Genomic DNA, 21002 nt, shown 5'->3' on the forward strand with positions numbered 1-21002 from the left:
CGCCTAGCGCGGGAGCGCGGCCGCCTTCGCGAGGAGCGCGTCGCGCTCGCGCTCGTTTCCGGTGAGTCGCGCGGCGGCCTCGAGCTCGAGACGAGCCTCGCCGGCGCGACCGAGGCGTGCGAGCAACTCTCCTCGCACCGCGGGCAGCGGCGCATACCCGGCGAGCCTGCCGCCGGCGACGAGCGCGTCGACGATGCGGAGCGCCGACGCCGGCCCCGTCGACATGGCGACCGCGACCGAGCGGTTCAGCTCGACGACGGGCGACGGCGCGAGCTGTCCGAGCGCCTCGTAGAGCAGCACGACGCGGCCCCAGTCGGTGTCGTCGACGGATGCCGCGACGGCATGGCACTCGGCGATCGCCGCTTGCAGTCCGTAGGCGCCCCGGCCCCGGCCGATCCGGTCGGCTCGGGCGAGCGCCTCGCGACCCCGGGCGATCTGCGAGCGGTCCCAGCGGGAGCGGTCCTGCTCGTCGAGGGGGATCGGCGTGCCGTCGCGCTTCGTGCGGGCGGCGAAGCGCGACGCCGTGAATTCCATGAGGGCGACGAGCGATTGCGCCTCGGGCTCGCGGGGCATGAGGCCGGCGACCATGCGGGCGAGCCGAAGGGCCTCGGCCGAGATGTCGGGCCGCACCCAGGCCTCGCCCGTCGCCGGCAGGTAGCCCTCGTTGAAGATCAGGTAGAGCACTTGCAGCACCGACGCGAGCCGCTCGGCGTACTCGTTCGGCTCGGGCACCTCGAACGGCACCTTCGCCGCTGCGAGGGTCTTCTTGGCGCGCACGATGCGCTGCTGGATCGTCGCGGTCGGCACGAGGAACGCGCGGGCGATCTCCTCGCTCGAGAGGCCGCCCACGATGCGGAGGGTCAGCGCGATCTGGGCCTCACGCGAGAGCACCGGGTGGCACGACACGAAGATGAGGCGCAGGATGTCGTCGTCGATGGTGTCGGGGTCCCAGAAGGTGTCGTCGCCCTCGTGCTGCTCGAGGTCGCGGGCCAGGGCGGCGTATCGCTCGTCGAGCCGCTCGCGGCGGCGCCATCCGTCGATCGCCCGGCGCTTGGCCACGGCCGTGAGCCATGCGCCCGGGTTGTTCGGCACGCCCTCGTCGGGCCATTGCCGCAGGGCCTCGACGAGCGCCTCCTGTGCGAGGTCCTCGGCCTGGCCCACGTCTCCGACGAAGCGCGTGAGCGTCGCGACGATGCGCGCCGACTCGATGCGCCACACGGCGGCGACGGCGCGCCGGGCGCGATCGGCGGCGTCATTCGCCTGGCCGATCGCGCCCGCGGCATCCGATTCGTTCATTCAGGCCTTCGCTTCACCGCTCGGTGCCGCGAGCTTGCCTTCGGCCTCTTCGCGCCAGCCGGCTTCCTTCTGGATCCACTCGTTGTCTTGCGGGAACTCCTCGAGCTCGTGCACGCGACGGACCTCGAGCTTCGCGCCCGGGCCGAGGGGGCAGCGCTTCGCCCACTCGGCGGCCTCTTCGGGGCTCGAGGCCTGGATGATCCAGAAGCCGTTGAAGAGCTCCTTCGTCTCGCCGTAGGGGCCGTCGGTGACGACGGGCGGGGTCGAGTCGAAGTCGACGACGAAGCCCTCCTTGGCGTCGGCGAGGCCCTCGCCCGCGAGCAGCACGCCCGCCTTGATGAGCGACTCGTTGTAGGCGCCCATCGCCGCGATGACCTCGTTGAAGTCGATCTCCTCGTACGCCTCGACGGCTGCGTCGTTGGACCGCATGATCAGCATGTACTTCATGGTCGTTCTCCTTTGTGGGGAGGGGGCCGAAGTGCCCGCCTCACTCTGGCGTCGAACGGGCGAGGGCCGGATCGACATCCGTCTCGAACTTTTTTCTCCGGCCATGTTTTCACGAGCGCGGGCTTCGCACATGGCCGACTTCGAGGCGAACGATCACCGCCTTCGAGACCGGCGTGTTGCTCTCCTCGGCGGCGCTCTCGAGCGGCACGAGCACGTTCGCCTCGGGGTAGTACGCCGCCGCGCACCCGCGCGCGGTCGGGTACGCGACAATGCGCTGGTCGGGCAGCACCCGGTCGGGCTGGCCCGGCCACTCGCTGACCACGTCGACGCGCTGTCCGTCGTGGAGCCCGAGCTCGGCCAGGTCGTCGGGGTTCACGAAGACGACGTCTCGGCCCTTCTTGATGCCGCGGTACCGGTCGTTGAGGCTGTAGATCGTCGTGTTGAACTGGTCGTGCGAGCGGAGCGTCTGCAGGATCAGCCGGCCCGGCGGCCGTTCGAGGTGCTCGAGCTCGTTGACCGTGATGATCGCCTTCCCCGCCGGGGTGTCGAACCGGCGCTCGTCGCGCGGGCCGTTCGGGAGGACGAAGCCGTCTTTCCTCCGCACGTCGGCGTTGAACGACTCGAAGCCCGGCACGACTCGCGAGATCCGGTCGCGGATCAGGTCGTAGTCGGCCTCGAACTCCCCCCACGGGATCTCGTGCCGGTCGCCGAGCGTCGCCGACGCCAGCCGGCAGACGATCGCGATCTCCGACAGCAGGCCCGGAGCGACCGGCGGCAGCGCGCCGTGGCTCGCATGCACGGCGCACACGCTGTCTTCGACGGACACGAATTGCGGATGCCCCTCCTGGAGGTCGATCTCGGTGCGACCCAGCGTCGGCAGGATGAGCGCCTCCTCGCCCGTCACGACGTGCGAGCGATTGAGCTTGGTCGACACCTGCACCGTGAGCTTCGCGCCACGCATCGCCGCTTCCGCGACCGCGGTGTCGGAGATGGCGCCGACGAAGTTGCCGCCCATCGCGATGAACACGTCGATCTCGCCGTCGCGCAGTCCGTGGACCGTCTGCAGGGCGTCGGCGCCGTGCCGGCGTGGCACCGGGAAGCGGAACTCCTGCTCGAGCGCCGAGAGGAACCGCTCTGGCATCCGCTCCCAGATGCCCATCGTGCGGTCGCCCTGCACGTTGCTGTGGCCGCGGATGGGCGAGGCGCCCGCGCCCGGCTTGCCGATGTTGCCGCGGAGCAGCAGGAGGTTGACGATCTCCCTGATGGTGGCGACGGCCTTCTTCTGCTGCGTGAGGCCCATCGCCCACGTGATGATCACCCGATCGGCCGCGAGGTACTCGCCGGCCAGGTCGTCGATCTCGTGCGAGGCGAGCCCGGTGGCCGCGAGCACCGCGCCCTCGTCGAGGCCGGCGAGGTGGCTGCGCAATGCGTCGAGCCCAACAGTGTGCTCGGCAAGGAAGTCGTGGTCGAGCACGGTGCCCGGCGCGGCGTCCTCGGCCGCGAGCACGCGACGCGAGACGGCCTGCAGCAGCGCCATGTCGCCGCCGGCCCGGATCTGGAGGAACCGGTCGGCGATCTCGGTGCCCTTGCCCAGGATGCCGCGTACTTTCTGCGGGTTCTTGTAGCGGATGAGCCCCGCCTCTGGGAGCACGTTCACCGCGACGACCCGGCCGCCGTTGCGCTTCGTCTCCTCGAGCGCCGTCAGCATGCGCGGGTGGTTCGTGCCGGGGTTCTGGCCCATCACGATGACGAGATCGGCCTTCGCGAAGTCGTCGTAGGCCACCGTCGACTTGCCGATTCCGATCGTGGCCGTGAGCGCGGTGCCGGTGGACTCGTGGCACATGTTCGAGCAGTCGGGCAGGTTGTTCGTGCCGAAGGCGCGCACGAACAACTGGTAGAGGAACGCCGCCTCGTTCGACGTGCGGCCGCTCGTGTAGAACGCGGCGCGGCCGGGCGAGTCGAGTGCGTTCAGGCGCTCCGCGATCAGGCGGAACGCGTCGTTCCACGAGATCGGCTCGTAGTGGTCGGCGCCGGCGGGCTTGTGCACCGGCTCGGTGAGACGGCCCTGCTGGCCGAGCCAGTACTCGCCCTTGTCGGCCAGCGAGCTGATCGGATGCTCCGCCCAGAACGACCGCGGCACGGTGATGGGCGTGGCCTCCCACGTCGTGGCCTTCATGCCGTTCTCGCAGAACTCGAGCACGTTGCGGTGACCCGGATCGGGCCACGCGCAGCTCATGCAGTCGAAGCCGTCCTTCTGGTTGATCGCGAGCGCGAGCCGGGCCGTGCGGGCGAGACCCATCTTCGCGAGCGCAGGCTCCATCGAGTGCAGGATCCCGGGCACGCCCACCGCCCACTGCTTGGCGGGGTGGACCTCGAGGTCGGGGTACGGGCTGGGCGGGTCGGTCGGTTCCGTCGTCGGGTCGGTCACGTCAGTGCTGCTCCACGGTCTGCTGGTGCACGGTCTGCCGGGTGCACAGTCTGCTGTTCCACGATCTGCTGCTGCACGATCTGCTGCTCCACCGGAATGCGGTGCGCACCGGCGTAGATCACCATCGAGTCGCCTCGAAGGAAGCCCACGAGCGTCAGGCCGGCTTCCTTCGCGTGCTCGACCGCGAGCGACGACGGTGCCGACACGGCCGCGAGCACGGGGATGCCCGCCATCGACGCCTTCTGCGTCAGCTCGAAGCTCGCCCGCCCCGACACTTGCAGCACCACTCCGCGCAAGGGAAGCCGCGCCTCTCGCGCTGCCCAGCCGATGACCTTGTCGACGGCGTTGTGGCGACCCACGTCCTCCCGCAGCACGAGCAGTTCTCCGGTGCGGCCGTCGAAGAGCGCAGCGGCGTGCAGCCCGCCGGTCTTCTCGAAGACGTCCTGCCCGGCTCGCAGCAGCTCGGGGAGGGTGATGAGCAGAGCGGGGTCGACGCGCAGGTCGTCGTCGATCGGGTAGGCCGAGCGCGTGCGGACGGCGTCGATGCTCGCCTTGCCGCAGACGCCGCACGAACTCGTGGTGGTGAAGTTGCGCTGGATCGAGGCATCCGGTTTCGGAACACCCGGTGCGAGCGTGAGGTCGAGCACGTTGTAGGTGTTCGCGCCATCGGGGCCGGCGCAGTGGATGGCCGCCGCGACCTGGTCGCCGCGCACGATCACGCCTTCGGAGACCAGGAAGCCGACAGCGAGGTCGACGTCGTGGCCGGGTGTGCGCATCGTGACGGCGAGCGGCGTTCCGCCGACGCGCAGCTCGAGCGGCTCCTCGACCGCGAGCAGGTCCTCACGCCGGGAAACCGCGCCGCCGACCGTGACTCGTGTGACCCGCGTCCGCGCGGTGATCCTGCCCATGCCGTCCTGCCTATCACGGATGGCGCGTCGGTGTGCACGAGGTCGCGATTGCGGCATCCATACCCCAGTGGGGTATGGTGGACCAGGATTCTCCACGAAAGGACCCCGCGATGACCCTCATCCCCGAAGGACGCACCGAACTGACGCTCGCGACCGACGCGTGCTCGTGTTGCGCGACCGATTCGCAGGGCGTGTCGATCGAGGTGCGCACGGATGCCGCGGCATCCGCCTATCGGGCCGAGTTCGGCGTCACGGGCATGACGTGCTCGAACTGCGTGCGGCACGTGACCGAGGAGCTCACCGCCCTCGACGGTGTCGATGGCGTCGACGTCGCACTCAACGTCGGCGGGGTCTCGACGGTCACCCTGCAGAGCTCGGTTCCGCTCGATGACGCCGCCGTCACGGCTGCCGTCGCGGAAGCCGGCTACGAGGTCGTAGCCGGCTGACCCGCGCACCGAAGTGCCAGTTGTGGCCGCTTCCCACGTAGGGAGGCGGCCACAACTGGCATCTCGCCGACGTGCCGGGCACGCCGAGGCGGGCGACGCGCCCGCTCAGCGCGCGGCGACGGGAACCCGCTCCGGCTCCGTGCCGCTGCGGTCGAGCACCGCTCGCGTCGACGCCTCGGGGCGCAGGTCGAGCCGGCGCAGCAGCTGCGCGTTGAGCGCGACGACGACCGTCGAGAACGACATGAGCAGCGCGCCGACCGACATCGGCAGCACGAACCCGATTCCGGCGAGCACGCCAGCGGCGAGCGGCACCGAGATGAGGTTGTAGCCGCCGGCCCACCACAGGTTCTGCTGCATCTTGCGGTAGCTCGCGCGTGAGAGCTCGATGACCGAGATCACCGAACGCGGGTCGGACGACGCGAGGATCACGCCGGCCGAGGCGATCGCGACATCCGTTCCTGCCCCGATCGCGATGCCCACGTCGGCCTGCGCGAGCGCCGGCGCGTCGTTCACGCCGTCGCCGACCATCGCGACCGAGAGGCCCTCGGCCTGGAGCTCCTGCACCTTCGCCGACTTGTCCTCAGGGCGCACACCCGCGTAGACGCGGTCGATGCCGAGCTCCTCGGCGACCGTGCGAGCGACGGGTTCGGCGTCGCCCGTGATCATGACGACCTGCACGCCGAGCGCGTGCAGCGCGTCGACGGCCTCGCGCGACTCGGGACGGATCTCGTCGGCCAGGGCGATGGCGCCCACCACCTCGCCGTCGACGAGCACGTGCAGCACGGTCTGGCCGGCTTCGCTCCAGGCAGCGGATGCCTCGAGCGGCTCGATCCCGTCACGTGCGAGCAGTCTCGGGCCGCCGACCTCGACGACGCGGCCGTGCGCGATCGCGCGCACCCCGAGCGCGGGCGACGCGGTGAAGTCGGACGCGGGGTGCACGTGGGACACGCGCCGGTGCGCCTCGGCGACGATCGCCTTCGCGAGCGGATGCTCCGAATCGGCCTCGGCCCCGCCGGCCTGTGCGAACACCTCGTCGATCGTGTGGCCCGGCGCTGCGGCGACACCAACGACCGCCGGCTCGCCCTTCGTGAGGGTGCCCGTCTTGTCGAAGAGCACCGCGTCGACCGTGCGCATCGTCTCGAGGGCGAGGCGGTCGGTCACGAGCACGCCGCCGCGCGCCGCGCGCTCGGTCGCGATTGAGACGACGAGCGGGATGGCGAGGCCGAGGGCGTGGGGGCACGCGATCACGAGCACCGTGATGGTGCGCACGACGGCGTCGTCGGGGTTGCCGAGCAGCGTCCAGACGGTCGCCGTGATGACGGCGGCGAGGAGCGCGAACCAGAAGAGCCAACCGGCCGCGCGATCGGCGAGGCGCTGCGCGCGGGAGCTCGAGGCCCGCGCGCGGGCGACGAGGCGCTGGATGCCGGCGAGCGCCGTGTCGTCACCGACGGCGTCGACGCGCACCCGGATCGCGGTGTCGGTGGCGACGGTGCCGGCGACGACGTGGTCGCCGGGGCCGCGGACCACGGCGATCGACTCACCCGTGATCATCGACTCGTCGACCGCGGCTGTGCCGTCGATGACCTCGCCGTCGGCCGGCACCCGGCCGCCCGGACGCACGATCACGACGTCGCCGAGCACGAGGTCGGCGGGCGAGACGACCTCGACGGTGCTGGAGCCGTCGGCGGCATCCGTCACCCGCTCGGCCTCGTCGGGCAGCAGCGCGGCGAGTGCGTCGAGGGCCGAGGATGCCTGTGCGATCGACTTCATCTCGAGCCAGTGCCCGAGCAGCATGATGACGATCAGGAGGGCGAGCTCCCACCAGAAGTCGAGCTCGTGGCTGAGGAGCATGAGGCTCGCGCCGAGCGAGGCGAAGTACGCGACCGTGATCGCGAGGCCGATGAGGAGCATCATGCCGGGCTGGCGCGCCTTGAGCTCCGACCACATGCCCGCGAGGAACGGCCGGCCGCCCCAGAAGTACAGGACCGTGCCGAGCACGGGCGAGATCCAGCGCACGAAGCCGCCCTCGGGCAGCTCGTAGCCGATGAGGTCGGCGAACATCGGGCTGAACCCGATCGTCGGGATCGCGATGACGAGCATGATCCAGAAGAGGCGGCGGAATTGGCCGACGTGGTCGCCGTGGCCGCCGTGGCCTGCGTGCATGTCGTGTCCGGCGTGCGTGTCGTGCCCGGCGTGCCCTGCGTGCCCGTCCCTCGCGTGCTCGTCGTGGCCGCCTGGCATCTCGTGGCCGGCGTGCTCGTCGACCGCGGCGTGCGTGTCGTGACCGGCGTGCATGTCGTGCCCCGCGTGCTCGTCGTGTCCTGCGTGCTCGTCGTGCTTGTGCACGTCGGCGTGCCCTGAGTGCCCTGCGTGCCCGGTGTGATCGTCGTGCTCGTGCCTGCCGTCGCGAGTCGTGCTCATCGATCTGCCTCCGTTGCCCTTCCTCTGCGAATATACCCCTCTGGGGTATTCCTGTCACGGTGTAACTCCGAACCCGCGGATCTTGTTCCCGTCGGAAACGACGCGCGCAGCGCCCTGCAGCATCCGTTCGGGCGCCGCCGCCGTTCGCGGTCGGTGAACACCTGCGTGCCGCCCGCGCTGCCGTGGTGTGATGACGGGATGGACCTGCTCATCCTCGGTGGAACGCAATGGCTCGGACGCGAACTCGCGAAGGCGGCGATCGAACGGGGACACCGGGTGACGTGCCTTGCGCGCGGAGAGGCCGGCGACGTTACCGCCGGCGCCGTGTTCGTGCGCGGCGATCGGTCGCTGCCCGGGGCATACGACGAGGTCGCGCGCCACGAGTGGGACGCCGTCATCGACGTCACGCGGCAGCCCGGCTTCGCGCGGAGCGCTGCAGCTGAGCTCGCGCCGCACGCGGCGCACTGGACGTTCATCTCATCGGGCAACGTGTACGCAGCCCAGAACGAACCGGGCGCCGACGAGACCGCGGAGCTCATGCCGCCGCTCGAGTCCGACGAGTCGACTCCCGAGACCTACGGCGAGGCGAAGTCGGCGATCGAGCAGGAATATCGCGACGCGATCGGCGAGCGGCTCCTCGTGATCCGTCCGGGGCTCATCGCCGGGCCCGGGGATGCGTCGGGGCGAAGCGGGTACTGGGTCGCCCGTGCGGCGCGCGACGACGAGGCGATGCTCGTTCCCGACATCCTCGAGGCATCCGTGCAGGCGATCCATGTCGACGACCTCGTGCGCTTCACGCTCGATTCAATCGAAGGCGGGCTGACCGGCGCATTCAACGCCGTGGGGCAGCGGCTCACGTTCGGCGAATGGCTCGATCTCGCCCGGCGGATCGGCGGTCACCAGGGCGAGGTCGTCACCGCGACGCCCGAGTGGCTCGCCGAGCAGGGCGTGGCCGAGTGGTCGGGCCCCGAGTCGCTGCCGCTCTGGATCCTCGATCCCGAGTGGAACGCCTTCCTCGACCGCTCGAATCGGGCCGCGCTCGAGGCGGGCCTCGTGCTGCGCCCCGTCGACGAGCTGCTCACCGAGCTGCTCGAGTGGGAGCGCCGCGAGGGCCTCGATCGCGAACGCGGCGCCGGCCTGAGTGCCGCTCGCGAGCGGGAACTGCTCGCCGCCCTGCGCAGCTGAGGGGCGCCCGCGCAAGCCCGCGGCGGCCCGCAAGTCCGCGAGTAGCATGAGAGCAGGGCCTCGTTCGCGCCCTGAGTTGCATCGGAGGGGGTGCATCCATGATGTTCTTCGGCGGTCATGGTTATGGCATGGGACTCGTCTGGGTCGGGATCTTCCTCGCGCTCCTCATCCTCGCGGCGCTCATCGTGCTCGTCGTGCGATCGTTCACCTCGGGTTCGCACGGTGGCCCGGGAGGTCATCCGGGCAGCGCTCGCGCGATCCTCGAGGATCGACTCGTGCGCGGCGACATCACGCCCGACCAGTACCGCGAGGTGGTGCGGGCGCTCGATGAGACGACGCCGCCGCCGACGCGTGAATGACGCGGTGCTGCTCGCTGCGACATCCGGAATGCCAGACACGACGGCGAGCGGATGCCTCGGCTCGCGGCATCCGTCATTGTTCGCGTCGAGGCATGGCTGAACAGACCCGCGCGCGCGATCCGCTCTGGCGACGGCGCACGGCCGGCCCGCGACAATGTGTTGTGCAGAGCCGCGCGGCGCGCCCGCGACAGTGGCAGACTCGGCGCATGAAGACGCTCTTGCTGATTCGTCACGCCAAATCGAGCTGGGATCACTTCGGTGTTTCCGACCACGACCGCCCCCTGAATGACCGCGGCCTTCGGGATGCGCCCATGATGGGCCGGCGGCTCGCCGAACGTGGGCTGGTGCCCGATGTGATCCTCTCGAGCACCGCATTGCGGGCGCGTGCGACGGCCAAGCTCATTGCGGATGCCCTCGGCTTCGGGGCGGCCCGCATCAAGACCGACGAGCGGCTCTACTCGGCATCCGCCGACGAGGTGCTCCAGGTGGTCGGCGAGCTCGGCAGCGATGTCGTGTGCGCGGCCGTGGTGGGGCACAACCCCGAGACCGCGCTGCTCGCGCACCAGTTCTCGGATGAGATCCACGAGATGCCGACGTGCGCGGTCGCCGAGTTCACCTTCGAGATCGACTCGTGGCGGGAGCTCGCCGACGCCGAACCGGTGTCGGTGCGGGTGGACACGCCGCGGTCGTAGCTACTCCTCCACCGGTGGGCTGGGGTCGCAGTTATCCACAGGTGGCGCGCGGCGCTCCACTCGTCCTCCACAGGTGGACTGTGGCGGCAGTTATCCACAAGTAATTCGCCATCTGATCAGCCATTCTGTTGTCGTTGGAATGTCGGTGGGTGGTGGTTGAGTTGTCTCATGACCACCCTTCCGGCGCTCTCACCGCAGGCGGCGCTCGATGCTGAGCTGTCGCGCATCGTGGAGCTCGATCGGGTGATCCGGGCGGCGCAGGCTGAGCAGTTCCGGCGCATCGAGGCGGCGCGGGCGCTTGTCGCTGAGGTCGAGGGGGTGACGGATGCCTCGCCGTTCGTCGATCGGGAGTTCGCGATGCGCGCGTTCGTCGCCGAGCTCGGAACCACCCTGGTCGTGCATGAGGCCACCGCGGGGCGGCTGATCGCCGACGCGCGCCTGCTGACCGGCCAGTTCGAGGCGACCCTCGACGCGCTGGCTGGCGGGGTGGTCTGTGTGGGCCGGGTCCGGTCGTTGCTCGAGATCGCGAGCACCATCCCCGCTGAGCGGGCCGGCGAGTTCGAGGCGCTCGCGCTCGGCCGGGCGCCGCAGGAGACGCCGTCGGCGTTCCGCCGCCGGATCCGCCGACTCCGAGACCGGATCCACCCCGAACCGCTCGCCGACCGGCAGCAGCGCGCCCGAGGCGAACGGCGGGTGTGTTTCGAACCGGCCGAAGACGGCATGGGCTGGCTCAGCCTGTTCCTCGAGGCCGAGCGCGGCATCGCGATCATGGCCCACCTCGACGCCCTCGCCGACGCGCAGCAGCGCGCCGGCTCCGGCTCCGGTGGGGCATCCGATCCCCGCACCCGCGCCCAGCTCGCCCTCGACTTCGCCGCCGACCTGCTCCTCGGCCGCACCGCAGCAGACGCGTCACCGCTGGGGGTGGTCACCCCGAAGATCTACGTCACCGTCCCGGCGCTCACCCTCCTCGGCCACACCGACCAGCCCGCCGAACTCGACGGGTACGGCCCGATCGACGACGACACCGCCCGCCGACTCACCGCACACGCACCCTCGTTCCATCGGATCCTCACCCATCCCGAGACCGGCGCGTACCTCTCCTACGGCCGCAGCACCTACCGGGTCCCCGCCGACCTCGCCGGCTATCTCCGGATCCGTGACGGCAGCTGCCGCTTCCCTGGCTGCTCCCGCCGCGCCAACCGCGCCGACATCGACCACACCACCGACTGGGCCACCGGCGGACCCACCCGCCACGACAACCTCGCCCACCTCTGCCGAAAACACCACCGCCTCAAACACCACACCGGCTGGCGAATGACCCAAACACCAAACGGCGACATCCGCTGGACCTCACCAGCCGGCCGCGAACACCACTCCACCCCGACCCACCCATTCGCGCCGATGAGCGGACCGCACGTGAACGCCGAAGGGAGCGCGCCACCGAGCCCACCAGCGGATGCCACGCAACCCGCATCGGGCACCGCCTCGACGAGTGCGACGAAGAGTGCAGCGGTGGGCGCACCGAGTGATTCGTCCGCCGAGATCGAACCTCCTTGGGCGACCGCCGCATGAGCCGGCCACCCGCAACCTCACTCCGCCGATCCCGAGAGCATGCGCTCCACATAGGGCGTCGCGGGCGCCGCACGGAGCTCATCGAGGGTGCCGCGCTGGGTGACCCGCCCCGACTCGAGCACGAGCACGGAGTCTGCGAGTGCCGCGGCATCCGCTGGGCTGTGCGTGACGAGCACGGTCGCGCCGCCGAACTCGCGCACGTGCGTCGCAAGCTCGGCGCGCATGTCGGCCCGCACCTCGACGTCGAGCGCCGACATCGGCTCATCGAGAAGCAGCACCTCGGGCTCGGCCGCGAGGGCGCGAGCGAGGGCGACGCGCTGCGCCTGCCCTCCAGAGAGCTCCGCCGGCAGGCGGTCGGCGAGGGCGACGAGCCCGTAGCGTTCGAGCCAGGGTTCGGCGGCCGCCCGCGCGTTCGCGCGCGAGTGGCGCATCCGTGTCGCGAACGCGACGTTGTCCCGCACCGTGAGGTTCGGAAAGAGCACGTAGTCCTGGAACACCACACCGATGCGCCGCCGCTCGGGCGGAACGCCGCGGTGCAGCACTCGCCCGCCCACGGCGACACGGCCCGACTCGAGCGGCACAAGGCCTGCGATCGCGGCGAGCAGGCTCGACTTGCCGGCTCCGTTCGGCCCGATGATGGCGAGCGGATGCCCCGGCACCACTTCGAACTCGGCGCTGATGCGTGTCTCGCCGCGCACCACGGTGACATCGGCGTGCAACGCGGGCCGCCCGGCCGGCTGTGGTGGCGGCGACGTTGAGGGCGGTCGGGCGGGCATCATCCGCGCACTCCCGGAAGCCAACGATCGCGCAGCCCGAGCAACACGCCGATCGATACCGCAAGCAGGAGCAGCGCGAGCGCGATCGCCTCATCGGGGTCGGACTGCATCGCGAGATAGCTCGCGATCGGCAACGTGCGCGTGACCCCGGGCAGGGAACCCGCGAAGGTGATCGTCGCGCCGAACTCGCCGAGCGCACGGCTGAAGCAGAGCACCGCGCCCGCAGCGACACCCGGGGCCACGAGGGGCAGCGTGACGAACCGGAACACCTGCCAACGCGAAGCGCCGAGCGTGGCCGCGGCGAGCTCCGTGCGGCGATCGGTCGAGCGGAGCGCCCCCTCGACCGCGAACACGAGGAACGGCAGCGCCACGAAGACCTGCGCGAGCACCACCGCGCCCGTCGAGAACGGCACTGTCACCCCGAACCAGTCGTCGAGCACCGAACCGATGAGACCGCGTCGCCCGAGCAGGAGGAGCAAGGCGATGCCGCCGACGACGGGCGGCAGCACGAGGGGAACGGTGACCGCCGCGCGCAGCAGCCGGCGCGGCACGGTCGGCCAGTCGGCCGCCCTGGCGAGCACCGCCGCGAGCGGCACCCCCAGCACGAGGCAGACCGCGGTCGACGCGAGCGCGGTGCCGAACGAGAGCACCAGCGCCTCGAGCACCGATCGGCGCGCGAGGAGCTCGGGCAGCTCGGCCCACGGAGCGCGCACCACGAGCCCGGCAAGCGGCAGCACGAGCAGCGCGAGGCCGAGCCCGGCAAGTGCGATCACCGGCCACGCCAATCGGCCGCTCACTCGCGTCGTCGGCGCCGCCATCTACGGCGCCCCGAATCCGGCCTCGGCCATCACGGCGCGGCCCTCGGCGCCGGCGATGAACTCGACGAAATCGGTGGCGAACTGTGCGGCGGCGGCATCCGTCAGCACGGCGATCGGGTACCGATTCACGACGAATGCCGCGCCGGTCACCTCGATGCCCTCGACCGCGTCGCCCGCCGCGAGCACATCGGTGCGGTACACGAGACCAGCGTCGACCTCACCGAGAGACACCTTGGTGAGCACGGCCCGAACGTCGGACTCGAGCGTGTCGGGCACCGCCGTGACCGATTGCCGCTCGAGAAGCTCGGCGGAGGCGGCCCCGCACGGAACGGACTCATCGCATAGTGCCACCGTGAGCTCGGGGCGCCCGAGATCGTCGAGGCCCGCGACGTCGGCGGGATTCCCGGCGGGCACGACGAGTTGCAGGGTGTTCGTCGCGAACACGACCGGGCTGGCCGCGAGGCCGGCGTCGACGAGTGTCCGCATGGGCTCCTCGGCGGCCGAGGCGAACACGTCGGCCGGGGCTCCCTCGACGACCTGCCGGGCGAGCGCCGCGCTGCCGCCGTAGTTGATCACGATGTCGGCGGTCGGATGCTCCTGCTCGAACCGCGTGGCAAGCTCATCGAAGGCCTCGGTGAGCGAAGCTGCGGCGAAGACGGTGACGGTCGTCGCACCCGCGGCGGCTGTGGTGGTCGACCCAGCCGCGGCGGACGGCGACCCGTCAGGCGACCCGCCATCGGAGGGTGAGGCGCAAGCGGTGACGGTGCCGCCGAGCAGCGCCGCGAGCGCGATCGCGACGACGCGGCGAGGCATCCGTCTCGGCATCCGTCTCATGTGTCTGCGCCAGGTGGCAGCTCGATCGAGACCGTCGTGGCCTTGGCGCTCGCCGCGGCGAGCATGCCGGGCTCGAGGCCGAGCGCGTCGGCGGCCTCCCGGCTCATGAGCGAGACGACGCGGAACGGGCCGGCCTGCAGATCGACCTGAGCCATCACACCGTCGCGCTGGACACGGGTGACGAGCCCGACGAATCGATTTCGCGCCGAAGCGCGAGCGAGCGGGAACGCCTCGGCGAGGGCGCTGCCCGATGCGAGGTCCTCCAGGAGGGGGAGCAGGTCGGAGCCGTCGACGACCTGCATGCCGTTCGGGCCGCGAGTGACGTGGAGGCGGCCCTGATCGGCCCATCGGCGCACCGTGTCGTCGCTCACGCCGAGGAGCGCTGCCGCCTCGCTGATGCGGAACTGCTTCACGATGATTCCCGCAAGTGCGTTTCCATGGGGCGATTCTAGCCGCGAATGTGGATCGAGCTCGGGCCGAGACGTCGAAGGCGCCTTGGCGGTGATCGTTGCCGCTTGCAGTCGAGCGAACCGTGTTGCATGCTGGCGAGAAGCCCGCAAAGGGGGCCGGATGGATGCCAGTGAAGGCCGAGTCCGCGCGTTGCAGCGCATCGCATATGGCGCCGACGCGACGGATGCCGAGCGTGCCCGGGCCGTCGCCGAGCTCGACGAGCTCGTGGTGCATGGGGGCGACCGCGATGAGGTGGGACGCGCAGGTGGAGCGGGTGACCGCGGCGAGGGCGAGGGGCCGGGCGTTGGCGAGGGCTCAGGTGCTGTCGAGGGCCCGGGCGCCGGCGAGGCCGCCGACGAGACCGAGGGAGACGCCGCAGGGCCGCCGGATGACGACGCTTCCGGGCGCGCACGGCTCGTGCGCTGGACGGCCGCAGCGGGTGGCATCGGCCTCCTGTTCGGCGCAGCCCTCGGCTGGGCCGCCGGCCAGCGCGTCGCGATGGATTCCGCCGCTCCCACGGTCAGCGCCTCGCCGACAGAGGAGCCCGGAACGCCGCTCGAGGACACCGACCTGCTGCCACTGTTCGACCGGCTGCCCCTGGCCGACGAGTCGGCGCGGGTCGCGAGCGTCGACGACGCGATCGATCCCGAATCGGTGCGTCTGCTCGCCACTCGCGTCGACGGTCCGGCGGCCTTCCTGACCCGTACGGTCGACGGCGAGAACGTGTGCCTGGTGCTTCTGCTGCCGGCCGGTCCGTCACGCATCGAGTGCACCGTCGATGGGCTCCTCCCCGCCGATGGCCTCAGCATTCTCTACGGCGCGCAGGGGTACGGGCTCGCCGCGGCGCGACTCGCCACGACCGGGACCGTCTCGCTCGGCCTCATCGTCACGTTCTGACGTGCGTCGACATGACCCCACAACGGGCGGCAGAAGATGAGCGGCACTCGCGATTAGGATCGCAGTGAACGCCCACGCTTACCCGAGAGCGTGAGAGTTCGCCCTACGCAGACCCGGCGATGCGCAAACCCTCTCGGGAGAGAGGCCAGCCCTGATGAGCTTCCAGACGTCGACCGCGAAGGTCGACATCACACCGGCGCCCGGCGCGAACCCCTACATGGCCGGATACGGCACGCAAGGCGGCGCCCGCGTCGTCGAACGCGACACGCCGTTCGCGCAGCCCCTCTACGCGCGATGCGTGATCCTGTGGGACGACGGATTCCCGAATGCGATCGTCTCGCTCGACATCCTGGGAATTCCGCGCGGCGTGCACCAGGCGGTGAGGCCGCGCCTCATCAACCTTGCGGGCTGGGCGTCCTCCGACATCGTGCTCGTCGCGACCCACACCCATAACGGGCCCATCGTCGGGGACATGCTGAATCCGTATATCTCCTACGGGATCAGCAGCCTCGATCTCGTCGACTCCTACACGAAGTGGCTGCAGGATCGGATCGTCGCCGTCGTGACCCAGGCGCTTGCCGCCACTCGCACCTCAGTGAGCCTCGAGTACCGGCTGACGTCGGCGAACTTCTCATTCAACCGGGCCGGCAAGCCGACCGTCGAGACGGCGGTGCCCGTGCTCACGGCGCGCCGCGGCAACGGCACACTCGCCGCGGTGCTGTTCAGCTACGGCTGCCATCCGGTCAGTGCGGGCTGGCAGGAGCAGTGGGACGGCGATTGGCCGGCCGAGGCGTGCAACGTCGTCGAGAGCCAGACCGGGGCTTTCGCCCTGTTCATCCCCGGCGCGGCCGGCGACCAGGACCCGACGGGGGTGCGCAGCTGGGCATTGCGGACCTCCCACGGCAATGCGCTCGGAAATGCCGTCGCCAACTCGGCCAAAGCGGCCGGTCGCGTGCTTCCCGGGCCGCTCTACACGCAACTGCGCGAAGTGTCGCTCCCACTCGACATCACCCCGACGTCGGCCAATCTCGCCGCGGTGCGCAGCGCGTTCGCGACCCGGATGCAGAATCCGGCGGGGCAGCCGGCGTGGTACCAGCGCCACGCTGCCTCGATGATCACGCGTATCGACAGTGGCACGTATGCCACGAGTGTGCCCAATCCCTCGCAAGTGTGGAAGATCGTCGGCAACCCCACGTTGAAGATGGCATTCGTCGGCGGCGAACTGGTGAGCGGTTACGCAGCGTATTTCCGTGCACGCCACGGTGGGGCGAACGAGCTCTTCATCGGCGGGTACGCCAATGAGACCAACTGCTACGTGCCGGCGAACGACTTCCTGCCGCCGTTGGGGCCGTCGGGCGGCAGCTACGAAGGCGGCTGGGATCCGGACATGCCGGGCATCGCCGGCGGCAGTATGACCGTCTATCCGCAGATCGGCCACTTCCGCGCCGGCACTTCGGGCGTGGAGTCGGCGGTCATCACTGCGCTGGCCGTGCAGCTCGCCTGAGCGCGGCCCGGTCGATCAGCCGGTTCGCTCCAGCCATGCGCCGAATTGGGCGGCCTGCGGGGCCTCGGGCGCCAGCGCCAACGACGCCATCACGACCGGGCGCCCCAGCTCGGTGAGCTTCGCGTCGAGCGAGGCGGGATCGATGCGGGTGCTGGCCGCCAGGATCAACAGGTACAGCGCGCGACGATCATCGACGACCGCCCCGGCCGCCTCGGCGACGTCGACGACCGCGGACTCGTCTGCGGTCAGCTCGAACGTCTCCGCGCCGATGTAGCGGACGGCGCAGTCGGTGACCCTCATGTACTGCGGGCTCGCCCACACCTGTTCCAGCCTCGTGAGCGGCGCGGACATCGGCAGCGCCGTGATGACATCGAATCGGAACCGCGGAGCGTTGGAATCATAGGTCGAAGGAGGCACCGGGACGGCCGGAACGGCCGCGACCGCCGGCGCCGTGGTGAAGGCGAGGGTGCCGACGGACCACGCCGTCACGATGCCGAGCCGGAGCGCCGTCCGGCGGCTGATGCTGGGAGTGACTCTGGACATCCGTCACTCCCTGGTACCGAGCTCGGTCTCGATGAGCCCAGCGTGCGGCGCCTCGGGGCACAGCACGAGGGCCGCCTCGAGGATCGACGTGGGCTGGCTCGCCATACCGCGATCTCCCTCGGGAGCGATTCGCACGCACGCGGCGAGGGTGCGCAGGAAGAGCTCGGTGGGGTCTTCGCCGGGGAGACCGGCTTCCGCCACGCTCGCGACCTCCGCTTCCTCTTCGCTGAGTTCGAAGTCGCCGGGTTCTGCGGCCCGCGCTTCGCAATGGTCGATGCGCACGTAGTTCGTCGACGCCCAGGCCTCCTCGAGCCGGGTGAACGTGGCGACCTCGCTGCCGTCGGGGTAGAAGCACTCGATGAGGACGCGCGGCTCGTCTGCGCCGGGGGAGGGCGAGGGGGACCGGGACTCGTCGGGGATCTCGTTGCCTGCGCATCCCGCGATCGAAAGCATCAGGAGGGCGAGGGCGACCCCTCCCTGACGGCCGAGCGCGACGTGCGGAGTCATGAGATCACCGTCATCCCGCCCCAGCCGGAACCGATCTGGCGCTTCTGGAGCCACCCTCCCGTGCCGTTGCCCGGGTAGAGCAGCAGGTGCCCGGCGTTGTCACGGGCGATCACGTCGGGCTTGCCGTCGCCATTGACATCGCCAGGCCCGAAGATCGCCGTCATGTTGCTCCAGCCGGAGCCGATCTGGCGCGTGGTGAGCCAGCCTCCGCTTCCGTTGCCCGGATAGAGGAACATCCGTCCGGAGCTGTCCCGTGCAATGACGTCGGGCTTGCCGTCGCCGTCCCAGTCGCCTGGTCCGAAGATCGCGGTCATCGTCTGCCAACCCGCGCCGACCAGGCGCGGCTGCAGGAACCAGCCCGCTCCATTTCCCGGGAAGAGTATGAGGTGGCCCGCGCCGTCCCGCGCGAGGATGTCGGACTTGCCGTCGCCATCCCAGTCGCCCGGGCTGAAGAGCGCCGTGAACGGGGCCCACCCGGTGCCGGGGTTCTCAGCCACGCCGATGTTTCCGGCGCCGTCTCCGCGGTGGAGCCGAAGCTCTCCCCCGCTGCTCCGCGCGAGGAGGTCGGGCTTGCCGTCGCCGGTCCAATCGCCGGGCGTGACGATCGCGTTGATATCGCTCCATCCCGTGGCCATGACGTGCGAGCCCAGCCAGCCACCGGATCCGTCGCCACGATAGAGCCACAGCTCGCCCGCGCCGGTGAGCGCGACGATGTCGACCTTGCCGTCGCCGTCGTAGTCATGCGGATGGCTCGACGGCGGGGGCGGTGGCGGTGAGGTGCGCACGACGTAGGTCTGTGAGGCCGGGGCAGAGGCGTTGCCGGCGGCATCGACGGCGAAGTAGCGCAACGTGAAGGCGGCCGTCAGGGTGATCGGGCCGCTGTACTGCGCGGATGCCGTGGTCGGATTGTCGCCGTTGGTGGTGAAGTAGATCGTCGCGGCCTCGTTGGCAGCCAGCGTAATCTGCTGCCCGGCGTCGTACGCGCCCCCAGCCGGAGTGGCAGTCACGACAGGCGCCGTGGTGTCGGGGACGCTGAACTGGAATGTGCGCGTCGCCGTTCCGGTGTTGCCGACCGCATCGCGTGCCTCGACGACGAAGGTGTGCGAACCGGCGGTCAGGCCCGTGTAGCTTCGGGGCGAGGTGCAGGTCTCGAACGGCAGCGCATCGATCCGACAACGGTACGTGAGGCCGGATTCGGATCCCGCCGAGAACTCGAACGTCGCCGTACCGGTGAGCGTCTGGCCGTCGGCGGCGGGCGCAGTGATCACCGGCACGGGCGCCGTCAGGTCGACGGTGAACGTCGACGTGACGGGCGCGCTCACATTGCCGACGCGGTCGGTCGCGGTGACGCGCAGCGAGTGCGTGCCCGAGGTCGTGAAGGTCAGGGTGTCTCCCGACTTGCACACTGCGCCAATAGACGTCGGCGCCGCGTCGACAGCGCAGCGGAGGACCGCGCCCGCCTCCGCCGTGACGTTCAGCACGACCGACCTGCCGATGGTCGATCCCGTCGCCGGCGCGACGATCGTGGGAGTGGCCGGGGATGTCGTATCCACGGTGAACGCGGCCTCGACGGGCGTGCCCGTTGCGCCGACCCGCACCGAGAATCGGTGTGCGCCGTCTGTGAGCGGCTGCGACGCCGTCACGTCGCCGACCGCGCAACCTGCCCAGTTCGCGTTGTCGAAGGCGCATTGGAGTGACACTCCGCCGTCCACGGCGACCTTGAAGGTCGGCGTCGCGTCATTCGTGATCGCCGGATCAGGCGCCGGCGACCCGTCGGCCATGGTCGGACCCGCGACGATGCGTGGCAGGACCTCACCGAGCAGGTAGGCGAAGCCCTTGCCGACCAGCGCCGGTGACGCGAGGAGCCCCGGATCGTCCGCGGCGAGCACGAGCGTCTTGCGCACGGCGATGCCGCCGACGCGGCTGAACCCGGCGGCCCAGTTCGCCTCGACCTGCCCGGTCTGGGTGATGACTCGCGTGATCGAGTCGCCGCCGGCCGCGGTCGCCGCTGCCTTGCCCGCGTAGAGGACGCTCGTCGCGGGGTCGAAGTGCAGTCGCGCCACGTCACCGACGGGGAACGATGCGGTCGGCGATGCCATCGACTGACCGCTGAGCGGCGGGCGGAACGAGGTGAGCCCGGACGCTTCCGCCACGTAGACGGTGACCCGGCCGGTGGAATCGGCCGCACCCGCCGCGATCGCACGCGCACCGTTGGCGCCGAGGGATGCGACCGTCTGGATGGTCGGTTGGGTGGACGCGGGGCTCACGATACGCACGACGCTGCGGGCGCGCTCGAAGGCGACATAGGCGTTCCGGTCGGGCCCCACCGAGACGGCCACGGGGCGCAGGTCGCCGCCGTAGATCGTGAGCGTGCTGGCGTACCGGAAGGTGCCGGACGGCGCGTCCCAGCGCGCCCGCATCACGAACGAGGAGTTCGCGGCGGCATCCGGAACGAGCGCGAGCTCGTCACCGCTGCCCGGCGTCTGCGGAGTCGGGTCGAGCAGTGCAGGGGCGCCGGGCTTCACCGGGCCTTTCTGCGGGGCCCCGGCGGAGCCGCCGAGGCACGTCGACGCCTCGATACTCCCCGGCGTCGACCCGGTGGTCTCGACGATGCGACAGAAGCCGCGTTGCGCGTCCGAGATCCACAGGCGGCCTGCCGGGTCGACGAGCAGGCCGCCCGCGGCGGTGATGCCCTGTGCGATGCTCCGGCGCGGCTGGTCGGCAAGCGAAGCCGGGCTCGCGCCCGTGACCGTGAGGCCGACGGCGACGATGGCGGCGAGCATCCAGGCCAGGGCTCGGCGGAGGAGGGAACGCGGCTCGGGGGTCGATCCGATGCCGAGTTCTTCGTGACGCGCATTCGGGTATGCAGCAGCCACCGGGTCCCCTCGGGTTGGGACGGTGATCGGGTACACGATCCGG

The 21002-nt window shown here is 70.8% G+C and carries 19 protein-coding genes; 7 read left to right on the plus strand and 12 right to left on the minus strand.

Annotated features, from left to right (window positions below):
* Window positions 1–3: 3 nt before the first annotated feature.
* From ESP51_RS15760 to fdhD, 4 genes are all read right to left on the minus strand, one after another.
* Window positions 4–1296: an RNA polymerase sigma factor gene (locus ESP51_RS15760; protein ID WP_129521850.1), complete on the minus strand. Its 1293-nt coding sequence runs from the start codon at window positions 1294–1296 to the stop codon at window positions 4–6.
* The gene (locus ESP51_RS15765) at window positions 1297–1743 is read right to left on the minus strand and encodes a YciI family protein (RefSeq protein WP_129521851.1); all 447 of its coding nucleotides are present in this window, start codon (window positions 1741–1743) and stop codon (window positions 1297–1299) included.
* A 109-nt stretch (window positions 1744–1852) separates the two neighbouring features.
* The gene (locus tag ESP51_RS15770) at window positions 1853–4171 is read right to left on the minus strand and encodes an FdhF/YdeP family oxidoreductase (RefSeq protein ID WP_241843209.1); all 2319 of its coding nucleotides are present in this window, start codon (window positions 4169–4171) and stop codon (window positions 1853–1855) included.
* Entirely contained in the window at window positions 4168–5079 is a 912-nt protein-coding gene (gene fdhD, locus ESP51_RS15775; protein WP_129521852.1) for a formate dehydrogenase accessory sulfurtransferase FdhD, read from the minus strand. The genes ESP51_RS15770 and fdhD overlap by 4 nt, the downstream gene beginning before the upstream one ends.
* A gap of 110 nt (window positions 5080–5189) precedes the next feature.
* Here fdhD and ESP51_RS15780 point away from each other — a divergent pair, with 110 nt between their 5' ends.
* Window positions 5190–5525: a heavy-metal-associated domain-containing protein gene (locus tag ESP51_RS15780; RefSeq protein ID WP_129521853.1), complete on the plus strand. Its 336-nt coding sequence runs from the start codon at window positions 5190–5192 to the stop codon at window positions 5523–5525.
* Between the two features lie 105 nt (window positions 5526–5630).
* Here the strand turns inward: ESP51_RS15780 and ESP51_RS15785 are convergent, their stop codons facing one another.
* The gene (locus ESP51_RS15785) at window positions 5631–7946 is read right to left on the minus strand and encodes a copper-translocating P-type ATPase (protein ID WP_129521854.1); all 2316 of its coding nucleotides are present in this window, start codon (window positions 7944–7946) and stop codon (window positions 5631–5633) included.
* Between the two features lie 198 nt (window positions 7947–8144).
* On the opposite strand from ESP51_RS15785, the gene ESP51_RS15790 reads away from it, so the two are divergent.
* The 4 genes from ESP51_RS15790 to ESP51_RS15805 all read left to right on the plus strand — a co-directional run bounded on the left by ESP51_RS15790 (window position 8145) and on the right by ESP51_RS15805 (window position 11754).
* Window positions 8145–9131 (plus strand): NAD-dependent epimerase/dehydratase family protein, encoded by a 987-nt coding sequence (locus ESP51_RS15790; protein WP_129521855.1) that lies wholly within the window; start codon window positions 8145–8147, stop codon window positions 9129–9131.
* Between the two features lie 98 nt (window positions 9132–9229).
* A complete protein-coding gene (locus ESP51_RS15795) occupies window positions 9230–9490 on the plus strand; it encodes an SHOCT domain-containing protein (RefSeq protein WP_129521856.1) in 261 nt (86 codons plus the stop codon).
* Between the two features lie 206 nt (window positions 9491–9696).
* Window positions 9697–10182, plus strand: coding sequence for a SixA phosphatase family protein (locus ESP51_RS15800; RefSeq protein ID WP_129521857.1), 486 nt, complete (start codon window positions 9697–9699; stop codon window positions 10180–10182).
* A gap of 168 nt (window positions 10183–10350) precedes the next feature.
* Window positions 10351–11754 carry an HNH endonuclease signature motif containing protein gene (locus ESP51_RS15805; protein ID WP_129521858.1) on the plus strand — a complete coding sequence of 468 codons (1404 nt, stop codon included), beginning with the start codon at window positions 10351–10353 and terminating at the stop codon, window positions 11752–11754.
* A 17-nt stretch (window positions 11755–11771) separates the two neighbouring features.
* On the opposite strand, the gene ESP51_RS15810 is transcribed toward ESP51_RS15805, so the two are convergent.
* Genes ESP51_RS15810 through ESP51_RS15825 form a run of 4 tightly spaced genes read right to left on the minus strand, consistent with a single transcriptional unit; the run spans window position 11772 to window position 14595 of the window.
* Entirely contained in the window at window positions 11772–12533 is a 762-nt protein-coding gene (locus ESP51_RS15810) for a sulfate/molybdate ABC transporter ATP-binding protein (RefSeq protein ID WP_129521859.1), read from the minus strand.
* Window positions 12530–13348, minus strand: a complete 819-nt coding sequence (locus ESP51_RS15815) for an ABC transporter permease (protein ID WP_129521860.1) — start codon at window positions 13346–13348, stop codon at window positions 12530–12532. Before ESP51_RS15815 ends, ESP51_RS15810 begins: the two co-directional genes overlap by 4 nt.
* A complete protein-coding gene (gene modA / locus ESP51_RS15820) occupies window positions 13349–14161 on the minus strand; it encodes a molybdate ABC transporter substrate-binding protein (RefSeq protein ID WP_129521861.1) in 813 nt (270 codons plus the stop codon). It lies immediately after the preceding gene.
* A 17-nt stretch (window positions 14162–14178) separates the two neighbouring features.
* Window positions 14179–14595, minus strand: a complete 417-nt coding sequence (locus tag ESP51_RS15825) for a TOBE domain-containing protein (RefSeq protein WP_129521862.1) — start codon at window positions 14593–14595, stop codon at window positions 14179–14181.
* 157 nt (window positions 14596–14752) lie between these two features.
* On the opposite strand from ESP51_RS15825, the gene ESP51_RS20875 reads away from it, so the two are divergent.
* Entirely contained in the window at window positions 14753–15529 is a 777-nt protein-coding gene (locus ESP51_RS20875) for a hypothetical protein (RefSeq protein WP_129521863.1), read from the plus strand.
* A 154-nt stretch (window positions 15530–15683) separates the two neighbouring features.
* Window positions 15684–17033: a hypothetical protein gene (locus ESP51_RS15835; protein WP_129521864.1), complete on the plus strand. Its 1350-nt coding sequence runs from the start codon at window positions 15684–15686 to the stop codon at window positions 17031–17033.
* 15 nt (window positions 17034–17048) lie between these two features.
* On the opposite strand, the gene ESP51_RS15840 is transcribed toward ESP51_RS15835, so the two are convergent.
* Genes ESP51_RS15840 through ESP51_RS15850 form a run of 3 tightly spaced genes read right to left on the minus strand, consistent with a single transcriptional unit; the run spans window position 17049 to window position 20959 of the window.
* Window positions 17049–17576, minus strand: a complete 528-nt coding sequence (locus ESP51_RS15840) for a hypothetical protein (RefSeq protein ID WP_129521865.1) — start codon at window positions 17574–17576, stop codon at window positions 17049–17051.
* Window positions 17577–17579: 3 nt separating this feature from the next.
* The gene (locus tag ESP51_RS15845) at window positions 17580–18083 is read right to left on the minus strand and encodes a hypothetical protein (protein ID WP_129521866.1); all 504 of its coding nucleotides are present in this window, start codon (window positions 18081–18083) and stop codon (window positions 17580–17582) included.
* The gene (locus ESP51_RS15850; RefSeq protein ID WP_129521867.1) at window positions 18080–20959 is read right to left on the minus strand and encodes an FG-GAP-like repeat-containing protein; all 2880 of its coding nucleotides are present in this window, start codon (window positions 20957–20959) and stop codon (window positions 18080–18082) included. The genes ESP51_RS15845 and ESP51_RS15850 overlap by 4 nt, the downstream gene beginning before the upstream one ends.
* Window positions 20960–21002 lie beyond the last annotated feature (43 nt).

This window comes from Agromyces albus (genome assembly GCF_004134825.1).
Lineage (GTDB): Bacteria > Actinomycetota > Actinomycetes > Actinomycetales > Microbacteriaceae > Agromyces > Agromyces albus.